The following is a 14,241-nucleotide window of genomic DNA, read 5'->3' on the forward strand; positions in this document are numbered from 1 at the left end:
ATCAGTGACCTATACGGGGTTCTTTCAAGGCGATCGGCAGGGTGATTGGCGGGGTAGCGCCAGTCTCTTCCTGCTTGCGCTTGAGGTAATCGAGGGCCACGGCAGCGGCCGCGCGGACGTGATCGACGCAGGCCTGATGCGCCGCCAGCGGATCGCCGCTCTTGATCGCCTCGACCATTTTTTCCATTTCGTGGTTACTCGCGCCGCGACGGTTTTCCTGGGAGACCGAGGTCGCGCGCAAGTAGCTGATGCGCGCCTGCAACTGACGCAGCTGAGTGGCCGCGACATGGTTGCCCGAGCCTTCGAGCAGCACGTCGTAGAAACCCTGCACTGAGTCGATCACCTGCTGCAACTCGCCGTCCTTCAACGCCTTGCGGTTGTCGTCGAGGGCTTTTTCCAGGGCTTTGATGTCCTTGGCCTTGGCGCGCAGGGTGAACAGCTGCACGATCAAACCTTCCAGCACGCAACGCAATTCGTAGATATCGACGGCGTCGGCCAATGTGATGATGGCGACACGCGGACCTTTGGCATCGGCGAACTCGACCAGGCCTTCGGATTCGAGGTGACGCAGGGCTTCACGCACAGAGGTGCGGCTGACGCCGAGGCGATCGCACAGATCGCGTTCGACCAGACGATCCCCTGGCATGAGCTGGAAATTCATGATCGCGCTACGCAGTTTATCCAGCACGATCTCGCGCAGGGTAACGGGGTTGCGATTGACCTTGAAGCTGTCGTCGAGTGGCTGGCGTTTCATGGGGTCCGCTCTTTCGGTTGGCTGTCCATGCCAGACGGGCATCTAAACAGCCGAGGGGTTGACTGAGGCTTCGGCGTCGGCTTCGGCAAAGGCTTCACGGGCCAGCCGGAAACTGTCCACGGCTGCCGGAACGCCGCAATAAATGCCGACCTGAAGCAGAATTTCGCGTATTTGCTCACGACTCAGGCCGTTACGCAAGGCGCCACGCACATGCAGCTTGAGTTCGTGCGGACGGTTGAGCGCCGAGATCATCGCCAGGTTGATCATGCTGCGCTCCTTGAGCGACAACCCCTCGCGCCCCCAGACATGGCCCCAGCAGTATTCGGTGACCATTTCCTGGAGTGGGCGGGTGAAGTCGTCGGCGTTGTCGATTGAACGCTGCACGTACGCTTCGCCCAATACCTGAGTGCGGATTTTCAGGCCTTTTTCGTACTTTTCGTTACTCATCATTCCTCCAATCCCCCCTGTAGGAGCTGCCGAAGGCTGCGATCTTTTGATCTTGCTTTGAAAATCAAAGTCAAAAGATCGCAGCCTTCGGCAGCTCCTACAGGGAATCGAGTGTGGCAATCAGGCCAGTGTCGGCAGGGGGCCTAGCTTGCCCTTGTGGTAAATCATCGGCGTCACCGGTTGTGCGGGCAGGATCAGGTTCTTCACCGCGCCAACAATGATCGCGTGATCACCACCGTCGTATTCCCGCCACAACTCGCACTCGATGATCGCCGTGGCCTTGGCCAGAATCGGGTTACCCAACTCGCTCAGATGCCACTCGATGTCTTTGGCCTTGTCCTTGCCTTTACCGGCAAAGGCGTAGGCCTCAGCCGTCTGGTCAGCAGACAGCAAATGGATCGCAAATTTCTTGCTGTCACGCAACACCGGATACGTGTCGGAAGCATAGTTGGGGCAGAACAGCACCAGCGCCGGGTCAATCGACAGCGCGCTGAAGGCGCTGGCGGTGATACCGACAATGCCGCCCTCCGGATCAACAGTGGTGACCACCGTGACGCCGGACGGAAACGAGCTCATGACGTCTTTGTAAATGCCGGGTTCGATCATTTCGCAGGACTCCTAGCGCATCACAAACGGATCAGGCATTGGCGCCTGGGAAAGGTTGATCCACACCGTTTTCAGTTCGGTGTAGGCCAGCACCGAATCGATGCCGCTTTCGCGTCCATAGCCACTGTTCTTGAAACCGCCAATCGGAGCCATCGCCGACACCGCGCGGTAAGTGTTGACCCAGATGATCCCCGAACGCACATCACGCGCCAGACGATGGGCGCGGCCCAGGTCGCGGGTCCAGATGCCGGCGGCGAGGCCGAACTGCGAGTCGTTGGCGATGGCCAGCGCTTCGGCTTCATCTTTGAAGCGGATCACCGACGCCACCGGGCCGAAGACTTCTTCCTGCATGATCTTCATCGAATTGCGGTCGCATTCGAACAGCGTCGGCTCGTAGAACCAGCCCTCGCCGAGATCGGTTGGCCGCTTGCCGCCAGTGCGCAAACGCGCACCTTCAGCAATGGCATCAGCGACCAGACCTTCGACCACCGCCAATTGCTGCGCAGTGGCCATCGGGCCCATTTCACTGTTGTCTTCCTGCGGGTTACCGATGCGGATGCGCTGGGCGCGCTCGACCAGTCGGCTGACGAACTCGTCATAGATTTCGTCCTGCACCAACAGCCGTGAACCCGACACGCAACTCTGCCCAGACGCCGCATAGATCCCGGCAATCGCGCCGTTGATCGCGCTGTCCAGGTCGGCGTCGGCGAAGATGATGTTCGGTGACTTGCCACCGAGTTCCAGCGACAGCTTGGCGAAGTTCTCGGCGCTGCTGCGCACCACATGCCGCGCCGTGGCTGCGCCGCCGGTGAAGGCGATTTTACGGATCAGCGGATGGCGGGTGAGGGCGGCACCGGTGCTCGGGCCGTAACCGGTGACGACGTTGACCACGCCCGGCGGAATTCCGGCTTCGAGGGCCAGCCGCGCCAGTTCAAGAATGGTTGCTGAGGCGTGTTCGGACGGCTTGATCACAATCGTGTTGCCGGCGGCGAGGGCCGGGGCGAGTTTGATTGCGGTCAAGTACAGCGGGCTGTTCCACGGAATGATCGCGGCGACCACACCCATCGCTTCATGCACGGTGTAGGCGAACAGATCCGGCTTATCCAGCGGCAGCGTGCCGCCTTCGAGCTTGTCGGCAAGGCCAGCGGTGTAGTGGAAGAACTCCGGCAGATAACTGACCTGGCCACGGGTTTCGCGGATCAGCTTGCCGTTGTCGCGGCTTTCCAGCTGCGCCAGTTGTTCCTTGTTTTCCGCGATCAGGTCACCGAGACGGCGCAGCAATTTGCCGCGTGCGGTGGCGGTCAGACCACGCCAGGCGGGGCTGTCGAAAGCCGTCTGTGCCGATTGCACGGCGCGTTCGACGTCCGCTTCATCGGCGTCAGGCAGTTCGGCCCAGGCTTGCGCCGTGGCCGGGTTGAGGCTTTCGAAGGTCTTGCCGGAGACGGCGTCGACCCATTCTCCGCCGATGCACATCTGGAAGCGTGCGAGTGTCATGCAACGATCCCCTTTATATGGTTTTGTCGGGAGTGTGCGAATTGGAGAAATTCCAGCAGCGTCTGATTGACCAGACGCGGCGACTCTACGGGCATCATATGCCGTTGCTCGGGCAGCACGGCAACCTTCGCACCGGGGATGCGTCGGGCCAGTTGCTCGGCCATTTCCGGGGTCGAACCCGGATCGAGTTCGCCAGTGGCGATCAGCGTCGGCGCCTGAATACTGCCCAGGTCGTCGGCGCGGTACATGTCTTGGGTGGCGAACAATTCGTAGGTGGTCAGGTAACCCTGCGGATCATTATTGGCGAGGGTCTGGCGCAATGCGGCGATCTGCGCCGGGTTGGCCGCCTGATATTCACGGCTGAACCAGCGTGACAACGCCGCTTCGGCATTGGCGTCCGGGCCATGTTCGGCCGCTTGCGCGGTGCGCGCGATGACGCCGGCACGCTGTTCTTCGCTGCGGTTGAACACGCTGTTCAACACCACCAGGCTTTGCAGGCGCTGCGGGTAATGCAGGGCAAAGGCCCGCGCGACCAGACCGCCCATGGAGAAACCGATCACCGCTGCCTGCGGCAGATTCAGGTGATCGAGCAGCTCCAGTAACTGATCGGCGTAGCCGAGCAGGGCGGTGCCGCTGGCCGGTCGCGGGCTGGCGCCATGACCGAGCATGTCGTAGGCGATCACCCGGTACTGGCTGGACAGACCAACAATCTGCCCGCCCCACATTTCTTTGTTCAGGCCCACGCCGTGGATCAAAACCACGGGCTGGCCTTGGCCGGTCGCCAGGTAACTGGTGCCAGCCGGGGTGAGTTCAGCGGTGAGCCGAATCATGGAGCGCTCCTGCAGTGCCTTTTTATTGTGATTACTGGGCTTTTTCGGCGGCCAGTTCTTCCAGATCGATGTAGCGGTTGCCGATGCGCGGGTGCAGACGACCACCGTCGGCGCAACCCAGCACGACGACGATTTCGTCGGCACGCGGCGCGTCTTCGATCTGCATTTCCAGGGTGATGTAGTGCGAACGCTGACCTTCGTCGTCCTTGTGCATCATCGGGATCTGAATCGAAGTGCCCGGGCCGCCGCGCTTGTTGGTGAAGCTCAGGTAGCTCTTGGCGTTCACGGCTTCGCGGTAATGGTTGCCGAAGCGCAGGGTGTGGATCACGGCGGAGGCGTGTTCGATCTCGCCATCGGCGCCAACCACGGCGGCTTTGCCGTAGGCCTCGATCTTCTCGGCACCGCCGATGATGCCGACCAGACGCTCGACCATCAGCGCACCGAGGTCGGAGCAGTTGGCGCGGATCTGCGGTTTGAGGTCTTCGACGAAACCGTTGCCCACCCAAGGGTTTTTCATCACCACGGCGAGGCCGACCATGGTCACTGGCTTGTCAGTGGCTTTGCCGCCTTCGATGAAGGTTTCTTCGACATAGCTGACGATCTTGCGAATTTCGAAACTCATGAGCTGCTCCGTTGGGGGATTGAGAGTGTCTGTGCGTCTGATGGTATACCATAATACCGATCGTGCAAGTCCCCTCGATAACTTTTGCCGCATCCATCCGGCGAATGGCGGCGCATTCACTGACAACCACAAATACCAAGACCACCCCTAAACCCTGTGGGAGCGAGCCTGCTCGCGAAGGCGGTGTAACAGTCACCCTTTCCATTGGCTGACACACCGCTTTCGCGAGCAGGCTCGCTCCCACAATGGAAATCAGCGTCGGTAGAGGGCTGCTTTCGGTTAACAAAAGATAACGTGGCGCCGATTGTCAGACGTTTCGAAAGCCCGATAGGATGAGCCAGCTTCCGAAGTGGCTCTGGATTGCGGGTTTCAGGACTATGCTCCTGAGCAGCCATCAGCGGAGCACACTTGCGGCGCCCTTGAAGGCCTGATGGCCTAACAATAATAAATAGGGGAAGGTCTATGAGTCGTTGCCGCCCGCCGGCGTTACGCAACACCGCGTTGCTGGCCACAGCACTCTCTCTGCTGGGCTTCGCCACGTTATCGGCACCGGTGATGGCCGCCGAGGCGCCTGCCGACGTGGTCTATGCCACCGAATCCGCCAAAGCCGCGAAAAGCCTGATTCTCGATGTTGTCCACGCCGGCAAACGGTTGGTGGCGGTCGGGGATCGCGGGCACATTGTCTATTCCGATGACCAGGGCAAGACCTGGACCCAGGCCAAGGTGCCGAGCCGGCAACTGCTGACGGCGGTGTACTTTGTCGATGACCAGCACGGCTGGGCGGTAGGCCACGATGCGCAAATCCTCGCCAGCGCAGACGGCGGTCTGACCTGGACCAAGCAATTCGAAGACCTCAAACGTGAATCGCCGCTGCTCGATGTCTGGTTCAAGGACGTCAACAGCGGCCTCGCCGTGGGCGCGTACGGCGCGCTGCTGGAAACCACCGATGGCGGTAAAAACTGGGAAGACGTCAGCGACCGCCTCGACAACGAAGACCAGTTCCACCTCAACGCCATCGCGGCGGTGAAGGACGCCGGGCTGTTCATCGTCGGCGAGTCGGGCAGCATGTTTCGCTCCGCCGACTGGGGCCAGACCTGGGAAAAACTCGAAGGCCCGTACGAAGGCTCGCTGTTCGGCGTGATCGGCACCGCGCAAGCGCAAACCCTGCTGGCCTACGGCTTGCGCGGCAATCTTTATCGCTCCACGGATTTCGGCAGCACCTGGGAACAGGTTGAATTGAAAGCCGCGCGCGGTGCACTGGAGTTCGGCCTGTCCGGCGCTACCCTGCTCGAGGACGGCTCGATCGTCATTGTCGGCAACGGCGGTTCGGTGATCAGCAGCGGCGACAATGGCGAAACCTTCAGTGTGTTCAACCGTCCGGACCGCATCTCGCTGTCATCGGTCACCGCTGCCGGCGACGGCAACCTGATTCTGAGCGGGCAGGGTGGCGTTCACACCACACTGCCAAACGGTGCCGAGATCAATAACAAGAAGGCGGGGCTATGACTTCCTTGATCACTCCTCAGCAGGACAAGGCGACGTTTCTTGAACGCCTGATTTTCAACAACCGCCCGGCAGTGATCCTGATCTGTCTGGTGGTGAGCATTTTCCTGTTCTGGCAGGCCACGCTGATCCGGCCGTCGACCAGTTTCGAAAAAATGATCCCGCTCAAGCATCCGTTCATCGAGAAGATGATGGAGCACCGCAACGATCTGGCGAACCTGGGCAACACCGTGCGCATTTCGGTGGAAGCCAAGGACGGCGACATCTTCTCCAAGGAGTACATGGAGACCCTGCGGCAGATCAACGACGAGGTGTTCTACATCTCCGGCGTTGATCGCTCCGGGCTGAAGTCGCTGTGGAGCCCGAGCGTGCGCTGGACCGAAGTGACCGAAGAGGGTTTTGCCGGCGGTGAAGTGATCCCGCAGAGCTACAACGGCTCGCAGGACAGCCTCGATCTGCTGCGCAACAACGTGCTCAAGTCAGGGCAGGTCGGGCGTCTGGTGGCCAACGACTTCAAGTCGAGCATCGTCGATATCCCGCTGCTGGAGTCCTACCCGGATCCGGAAGACCAGGGCAAGTTGCTGGCGCTGGACTATCGCAAGTTCTCCCATGAACTCGAAGACAAGATCCGCAACAAGTTCGAAGCGCAGAACCCCAACGTCAAGATTCACATCGTCGGTTTCGCCAAGAAGGTCGGCGACTTGATCGATGGTCTGGTGATGGTCGTGCTGTTCTTCGGCATCGCCTTCGTCATTACCCTGATTTTGCTGTTGTGGTTTACCAACTGCGTACGCAGCACCATCGCTGTATTGAGTACGACGCTGGTGGCAGTGGTCTGGCAGCTCGGTCTGATGCACTTCTTCGGTTTCGGGCTCGATCCGTATTCGATGCTGGTGCCGTTCCTGATCTTCGCCATCGGTATTTCCCACGGCGTGCAGAAGATCAACGGTATCGCCCTGCAATCCAGTGAGGCCGATAACGCCCTGACCGCAGCGCGGCGCACCTTCCGGCAACTGTTCCTGCCGGGGATGATCGCGATTCTCGCGGATGCGGTGGGCTTCATCACGCTGCTGATTATCGACATCGGCGTGATCCGTGAACTGGCGATCGGCGCGTCTATCGGCGTCGCGGTAATCGTGTTCACCAACCTGATTCTGCTGCCGGTCGCCATCTCCTATGTCGGCATCAGTAAACGCGCGATTGCCAGGAGCAAGAAAGACGCGAACCGCGAACATCCGTTCTGGCGCCTGCTGTCGAACTTCGCCAATCCGAAAGTCGCCCGCGTCTCGGTGGTGCTGGCGCTGATCGCCTTCGGTGGCGGCCTCTGGTACAGCCAGAACCTGAAAATCGGCGACCTCGACCAGGGCGCGCCGGAACTGCGTCCGGACTCGCGCTACAACAAGGACAACAACTTCATCATCAGCAACTACTCCACCAGTTCTGACGTACTGGTGGTGATGGTCAAGACCAAAGCCGAAGGCTGCTCGCGTTATGAAGCCATGGCGCCGATCGATCAGTTGATGTGGAAGATGCAGAACACCGAGGGCGTGCAGTCGGCGATCTCGCTGGTGACCGTGTCCAAGCAGATGATCAAGGGCATGAACGAGGGCAACCTGAAATGGGAAACCCTGTCGCGTAACCCGGACGTGCTGAACAACTCGATTGCCCGCGCCGACGGTCTCTACAACAACAGTTGCTCGCTGGCGCCGGTGCTGGTGTTCCTCAACGATCACAAGGCCGAAACCCTGGATCGTGCGGTGCATGCGGTGCAGGAATTTGCCAAGGACAACAACAAGGACGGCCTGGAATTCATCCTCGCCGCCGGTAACGCCGGGATCGAAGCGGCCACCAACGAAGTCATCAAGCAGGCCGAGCTGACCATCCTGATTCTGGTGTACATCTGCGTGGCGGTGATGTGCATGATCACCTTCCGTTCGTGGGCGGCGACCTTGTGCATCGTCCTGCCGCTGGTGCTGACCTCGGTACTCGGCAACGCGCTGATGGCGTTCATGGGCATCGGCGTGAAAGTCGCGACGCTGCCGGTGGTGGCGCTGGGTGTGGGGATTGGTGTCGACTACGGCATCTACATCTACAGCCGTCTGGAGAGTTTCCTGCGCGCTGGCCTGCCGCTGCAGGAAGCCTATTACCAGACGCTGAAATCCACCGGTAAAGCGGTGCTGTTCACCGGTCTGTGCCTGGCGATCGGCGTGTGCACGTGGATCTTCTCGGCGATCAAGTTCCAGGCCGACATGGGCCTGATGCTGACCTTCATGCTGCTGTGGAACATGTTCGGTGCGCTGTGGCTGTTGCCGGCACTGGCGAAGTTCCTGATCAAGCCGGAGAAGCTGGCGGGGCAGAAGGGTAATTCGCTGTTTGCCCACTGATCGGAGGGCCTGAAACGACAAAGCCGCAACCTTGGGGTTGCGGCTTTTTTTTGTGGCTCAAGATCAAAAGCCCCTCACCCTAGCCCTCTCCCGGAGGGAGAGGGGACTGATTGGGGGAGATTGGCGATTTACACCGACTTGAACGATTTGCTGTGAATCCATAATCGACGCGGTTTTTCAGGTCGATGTATGACGAAGCACAACTCGGTCGTTCCCCTCTACCTCTGGGAGAGGGCTAGGGTGAGGGCAAGAGGGTTAAAAATTTAAGAGAGTTCAGTTCCGAGCACAACGCTGAGCGCACTACGCGCATCATCCAACTGCACCAACGTCGCATGCCGAGCCCCCAGCGCATCACGATTCTCAATCGCCGTCAAAATCGCCTTATGCCGCGGCAACGCCAATTCATGCAGATTCGGCCGCTGATTCGAATGCTTCAACGCCTCGGCAATCGCCACCGACAACATGTTGCACAGATTCGCCAACAGATCATTGTGGGTCGCATCAGCAATCCGGCTATGAAAATCCAGATCCGGCTGCAACAAGGCTTCCGGGGTCGGCGCTGCTTCCATGCGCTGGTACGCCTCACCAATCCCCGCAATTTCAGCGTCGGTCGCATGTTGAGCGGCGAGGGCAGCGGCAGCTGGCTCAATGATGCTGCGCACACTGGTCAGCACATTGAAGAATTCATTCTGCGGGCTGCTTTGCATCAGCCAGTGCAGTACATCGGGATCGAGCATGTGCCACTCGCGGCGCGCCTTCACCACTGTTCCCACACGCGGTTTGGAATACACCAGACCTTTGGCGACCAGCACCCGCGTGGCTTCGCGCAACACCGGACGGCTGACCGCGTACTCCTCGCAGAGCAGGGCTTCGGCGGGCAGTTTGTCGTCGGGCTTGAAGCGTCCAGAGACGATCTGCATGCCCAGTTCCTGGACGATGCGCGAGTGCATGCTTTTGCGGTCGGAAGGTTTGCGGTAATCCATGGGGAGCGGCGTGATCCTGAGCGATGGAGATGCCGCGCATCATAGCAGGCACGGCGCAATCTTGAGGGAGTACACAAAACCAGATGTAGGAGTGAGCCTGCTCGCGATAGCGGTGTGTCAGCTGAACAATTGCTGACTGACACACCGCAATCGCGAGCAGGCTCACTCCTACAGGGGAATGCATTCCAAGGTAGGAGCTGCCGCAGGCTGCGATCTTTTGCTCTTAGTGAGAATGACGCGGCACTTCAGCGCCTCGGCAGCCGACCAGGAAGTCAAAGTCACAGCCCTGATCCGCCTGCAGCACATGGTCGATGTACAACTGGCGATAGCCACCCACCAGCAACTGCTGCGGTGGCTGCAGATCCGCCATGCGCGCCGCCAGTTCGGCGTCCGGAATGTCCAGATGCAAACGCCCGGTGGCGCAATCCAGCTCGATCCAGTCGCCTTCCTTCACCGTCGCCAAAGGCCCGCCGGCCGCCGCTTCCGGCGCCACGTGCAGAACCACGGTGCCATACGCGGTGCCGCTCATCCGCGCATCGGAAATGCGCACCATGTCGGTCACACCCTGCGCCAACAGTTTGGCCGGCAAGCCCATGTTGCCGACTTCAGCCATGCCCGGATAACCCTTCGGCCCGCAGTTTTTCATCACCAGAATCGAATCCTTATCGACATCCAGCTCCGGATCGTTGATCCGCGCCTTGTACATGTCGAAGTTCTCGAACACCACCGCGCGGCCGCGATGCTGCATCAATTCCGGTGTGGCGGCAGACGGCTTGAGCACCGCACCGAGTGGCGCCAGGTTGCCGCGCAACACGCAGATGCCACCGTCGGCGCGAATCGGGTTGTCGAGGGTGCGGATCACTTCGTCTTCGCCATAGATCGGCGCGTCTTTGGTGTTCTCGCCAATGGATTGGCCGTTGACGGTCAACGCATTCGGATGAGGAATCAGGTTGGCCTCACCGAGTCGACGCAATACTGCGGGCAGGCCTCCAGCGTAATAGAACTCTTCCATCAAAAAACGCCCGGAAGGCTGTAGGTCGACGATGGTCGGCATGCCGCGACCGATGCGTGTCCAGTCGTCCAGATCCAGTTCGACGCCGATGCGCCCGGCGATGGCTTTCAAGTGAATCACCGCGTTGGTCGAACCGCCGATGGCCGCGTTAACCCGAATAGCGTTTTCGAAGGCTTCTTTGGTCAGAATTTTCGACAACTTCAAATCTTCGCGCACCATCTCCACCGCACGCATGCCGGACATGTGCGCCAGCACATAACGCCGCGCATCCACCGCCGGAATTGCCGCGTTGTGCGGCAGCGAAGTGCCGAGTGCTTCAGCCATGCAGGCCATCGTCGATGCGGTGCCCATGGTGTTGCAGGTGCCCGCCGAACGCGACATGCCGCCCTCGGCTGCGAGGAAATCATCGATGGTGATGGTGCCGGCCTTGACCTGTTCGCTGAGCTGCCAGACCACGGTGCCGGAACCGATGTCCTTGCCTTTGTGCTTGCCGTTGAGCATCGGCCCGCCGGTGACAACAATCGCCGGCACGTCGCAACTGGCCGCGCCCATCAGCAGCGCCGGGGTGGTTTTGTCGCAACCGGTCAGCAGCACCACGCCGTCGATCGGGTTGCCGCGAATCGCTTCTTCAACATCCATGCTCGCCAGGTTGCGGGTGAGCATGGCGGTCGGGCGCAGGTTCGATTCGCCGTTGGAGAACACCGGAAATTCCACTGGAAAGCCACCGGCCTCGATCACCCCGCGTTTGACGTGCTCCGCAATTTGGCGGAAGTGCGCGTTGCACGGGGTCAGTTCCGACCAGGTGTTGCAGATGCCGATGATCGGCTTGCCGTGAAACTGGTGGTCGGCGATGCCCTGATTCTTCATCCAGCTGCGGTACATGAAGCCGTTCTTGTCGGCCGTGCCAAACCATTGGGCGGAGCGCAGGGTGGGTTTCTTATCAGACATGATCGATTCTCTTATTGTATGACTATAGTGTTCCAGCTACGGCTTAATCTAAGCGTAAAATCCTAGGTTTGGAAGTGTTGTTGGTGAATTAGTATTACTATATAGTCGTTTTCGACGGAGGGATGGCCCTGACGGTTTTCCGTGAGAGGCGTCCCCCGAGGTTCTATAAAAACAACAATCGGAGACCGATCTCATGAGCCAGGAACTGCGGCTGATACGGCGCATTACGCTGAAACTGATTCCTTTCCTGATCCTGCTGTACCTGATCGCCTATGTGGATCGCTCCGCTGTCGGCTTCGCCAAGCTGCACATGGGCGCCGACATTGGCATTGGCGATGCGGCTTACGGCCTCGGCGCCGGGCTGTTCTTCATTGGTTACTTCCTCCTCGAAATTCCCAGCAATCTGATGCTCGAACGCTTCGGCGCACGACGCTGGTTCGCGCGGATCATGATCACCTGGGGCGCGATCACTATCGGCATGGCCTTCGTTCAGGGCCCGCACAGTTTCTACGTGATGCGCTTTCTGCTCGGCGCGGCCGAGGCGGGGTTCTTCCCCGGCGTTCTCTACTACATCACCCAATGGTTCCCGGTGCGCCATCGCGGCAAGATTCTTGGGCTGTTCATTCTTTCCCAGCCCATCGCGATGATGATCACCGGTCCTGTGTCCGGCGGTTTGCTCGGCATGGACGGCGTCCTTGGCCTGCATGGCTGGCAGTGGCTGTTCATCGTCATCGGTACTCCGGCGATCCTGCTGACCTGGCCGGTGTTGCGTTGGTTGCCGGACGGCCCACAGCAAGTGAAGTGGATGGATCAGGCGGAAAAAGACTGGCTGACCGGCGAACTGAAAAAGGATTTGCAGGAATACGGCCAGACTCGCCACGGCAATCCGCTGCATGCGCTGAAAGACAAACGCGTGTTGCTGCTGGCGCTGTTCTATCTGCCGGTGACCTTGAGCATTTATGGCTTGGGTTTGTGGTTGCCGACATTGATCAAACAGTTCGGTGGCAGCGATCTGGTCACTGGCTTCGTTTCGTCGGTGCCGTACATCTTCGGGATCATCGGCTTGCTCATCGTCCCGCGCAGTTCCGATCGTTTGAATGATCGTTACGGGCATCTGGCTGTTCTTTATGTGCTGGGTGCGATTGGCCTGTTCCTGAGCGCGTGGCTGTCGTTGCCAATGGCGCAATTGGCGGCGCTGTGTCTGGTGGCGTTCGCGCTGTTTTCCTGCACCGCGGTGTTCTGGACCTTGCCGGGGCGGTTCTTCGCTGGCGCGAGTGCGGCGGCGGGGATTGCGCTGATCAACTCGGTGGGGAATCTGGGCGGGTACATCGGGCCGTTCGTGATCGGGGCGTTGAAGGAGTACACCGGCAACTTGGCTTCGGGATTGTATTTCCTCTCTGGAGTTATGGTGTTCGGCTTGATTCTGACCGGCGTGGTTTACCGCGTGCTGGAACGCAAACACGTGCTGCCGGCTGACCAATTTGCCGCCAGTGCCCGCGGCGCCACCCGCACCTGACAGACCAACGCTGACCCCCTGTAGGAGTGAGCCTGCTCGCGATAGCGGTGTATCAGTAAAAAAGTTGTCACCTGACACACCGCTATCGCGAGCAGGCTCACTCCTACAAGGGGGCGGCGGTGTTTCGAATAACACAGGAGAAGAACATGCATCTGGTTCAATTCGAATTAAGCAACCGCGAACGCCGCGTCGGCGTGGTCGACAACGGTCTGGTGCGCGAAGTCCAGGACGCCCGCTGCGTGCGCGATCTGGCGCTCGCCGCCATCGAAGCCGGCAACACCCTCGAGCAGCAAGTGCAAACCCTCGGCCTCGGTATCAGCCACGACTACGCCGAACTGCTTGCGCAACTGCGCGTGCTGCCGCCCCTCGACCACCCGGACCCGGCGCACATGCTGATCAGCGGCACCGGCCTGACCCACCTGGGCAGCGCCTCGGCGCGGGACAAAATGCACCAGCAGGTCGGCGACGAAGCGACGATGACCGACACCATGCGCATCTTCAAATGGGGCGTGGAGGGCGGTAAACCGGCAGCGGGACAGGCCGGTGTGCAACCGGAATGGTTCTATAAAGGCGATGGCAGCATCGTCGTCCGCCCCGGCCAGCCGTTCCCGGTACCGCCGTTTGCCGAAGACGCCGGCGAGGAGCCAGAAATGGCCGGCCTGTACCTCATCGGCAACGACGGCAAGCCCTATCGCCTGGGCTTTGCGGTCGGCAACGAGTTCTCCGATCACATCATGGAACGCAAGAATTACCTGTACCTCGCGCACTCGAAACTGCGCAGTTGCAGCTATGGCCCGGAACTTCGCACCGGTGAATTGCCTCAACATCTGGCAGGCACCAGTCGCATCCTGCGTGAAGGCGAAGTGCTTTGGCAGAACGAGTTTCTCAGTGGCGAGGCGAACATGTGCCACAGCCTCGCCAACCTCGAATACCACCACTTCAAATACAGTCAGTTCTTGCGCCCGGGCGACGTGCACATTCATTTTTTCGGCACCGCGACGCTGTCGTTTGCCGATGGCATTCGCACGCAGCCGGGCGATGTCTTTGAAATCAGCCAGGCCGAATTCGGCGCGCCACTGGTGAACGGCATCGTCCCGGTTCCAGCGGTTTATGAGCCGGACAGCATCGGCACCCTTTAAGGA

At 60.1% G+C, this 14,241-nt stretch carries 12 protein-coding genes; 4 read left to right on the forward strand and 8 right to left on the reverse strand.

Annotated features, from left to right (window positions below):
• Position 1: 1 nt before the first annotated feature.
• The 6 genes from U6037_RS12000 to U6037_RS12025 all read right to left on the reverse strand — a co-directional run bounded on the left by U6037_RS12000 (position 2) and on the right by U6037_RS12025 (position 4,753).
• Positions 2-754 carry a GntR family transcriptional regulator gene (locus U6037_RS12000; protein ID WP_099758791.1) on the reverse strand — a complete coding sequence of 251 codons (753 nt, stop codon included), beginning with the start codon at positions 752-754 and terminating at the stop codon, positions 2-4.
• A 42-nt stretch (positions 755-796) separates the two neighbouring features.
• Positions 797-1,201 (reverse strand): carboxymuconolactone decarboxylase family protein, encoded by a 405-nt coding sequence (locus U6037_RS12005; RefSeq protein ID WP_016984498.1) that lies wholly within the window; start codon positions 1,199-1,201, stop codon positions 797-799.
• A gap of 120 nt (positions 1,202-1,321) precedes the next feature.
• A complete protein-coding gene (locus U6037_RS12010) occupies positions 1,322-1,807 on the reverse strand; it encodes a flavin reductase family protein (RefSeq protein ID WP_016984497.1) in 486 nt (161 codons plus the stop codon).
• Positions 1,808-1,819: 12 nt separating this feature from the next.
• The gene (locus tag U6037_RS12015) at positions 1,820-3,301 is read right to left on the reverse strand and encodes an aldehyde dehydrogenase (RefSeq protein ID WP_322846896.1); all 1,482 of its coding nucleotides are present in this window, start codon (positions 3,299-3,301) and stop codon (positions 1,820-1,822) included.
• Positions 3,298-4,131 carry an alpha/beta fold hydrolase gene (locus tag U6037_RS12020; protein ID WP_123593801.1) on the reverse strand — a complete coding sequence of 278 codons (834 nt, stop codon included), beginning with the start codon at positions 4,129-4,131 and terminating at the stop codon, positions 3,298-3,300. The genes U6037_RS12015 and U6037_RS12020 overlap by 4 nt, the downstream gene beginning before the upstream one ends.
• A 31-nt stretch (positions 4,132-4,162) precedes the next feature.
• Positions 4,163-4,753, reverse strand: a complete 591-nt coding sequence (locus U6037_RS12025) for an amino acid synthesis family protein (protein WP_007917992.1) — start codon at positions 4,751-4,753, stop codon at positions 4,163-4,165.
• Positions 4,754-5,215: 462 nt separating this feature from the next.
• On the opposite strand from U6037_RS12025, the gene U6037_RS12030 reads away from it, so the two are divergent.
• Together U6037_RS12030 and U6037_RS12035 are read left to right on the forward strand one after the other, a co-directional pair.
• A complete protein-coding gene (locus U6037_RS12030) occupies positions 5,216-6,259 on the forward strand; it encodes a WD40/YVTN/BNR-like repeat-containing protein (RefSeq protein WP_322846897.1) in 1,044 nt (347 codons plus the stop codon).
• Positions 6,256-8,640, forward strand: coding sequence for an RND family transporter (locus U6037_RS12035; RefSeq protein ID WP_322846898.1), 2,385 nt, complete (start codon positions 6,256-6,258; stop codon positions 8,638-8,640). Before U6037_RS12030 ends, U6037_RS12035 begins: the two co-directional genes overlap by 4 nt.
• Before the next feature lie 263 nt (positions 8,641-8,903).
• Here U6037_RS12035 and U6037_RS12040 read toward each other — a convergent pair whose 3' ends face one another.
• The gene (locus U6037_RS12040) at positions 8,904-9,623 is read right to left on the reverse strand and encodes a FadR/GntR family transcriptional regulator (RefSeq protein ID WP_134173689.1); all 720 of its coding nucleotides are present in this window, start codon (positions 9,621-9,623) and stop codon (positions 8,904-8,906) included.
• Between the two features lie 223 nt (positions 9,624-9,846).
• On the reverse strand, positions 9,847-11,583 hold the full coding sequence (locus U6037_RS12045) for an IlvD/Edd family dehydratase (RefSeq protein ID WP_322846899.1): 1,737 nt from the start codon (positions 11,581-11,583) through the stop codon (positions 9,847-9,849).
• Between the two features lie 193 nt (positions 11,584-11,776).
• On the opposite strand from U6037_RS12045, the gene U6037_RS12050 reads away from it, so the two are divergent.
• Together U6037_RS12050 and araD1 are read left to right on the forward strand one after the other, a co-directional pair.
• The gene (locus U6037_RS12050) at positions 11,777-13,099 is read left to right on the forward strand and encodes an MFS transporter (protein ID WP_322846900.1); all 1,323 of its coding nucleotides are present in this window, start codon (positions 11,777-11,779) and stop codon (positions 13,097-13,099) included.
• 146 nt (positions 13,100-13,245) lie between these two features.
• Complete coding sequence (gene araD1 / locus U6037_RS12055; RefSeq protein ID WP_322846901.1) at positions 13,246-14,238, forward strand: AraD1 family protein; 993 nt, start codon at positions 13,246-13,248, stop codon at positions 14,236-14,238.
• The last annotated feature ends 3 nt before the right edge of the window (positions 14,239-14,241 follow it).

It is taken from the genome of Pseudomonas sp. B33.4, assembly GCF_034555375.1.
Classification (GTDB): domain Bacteria; phylum Pseudomonadota; class Gammaproteobacteria; order Pseudomonadales; family Pseudomonadaceae; genus Aquipseudomonas.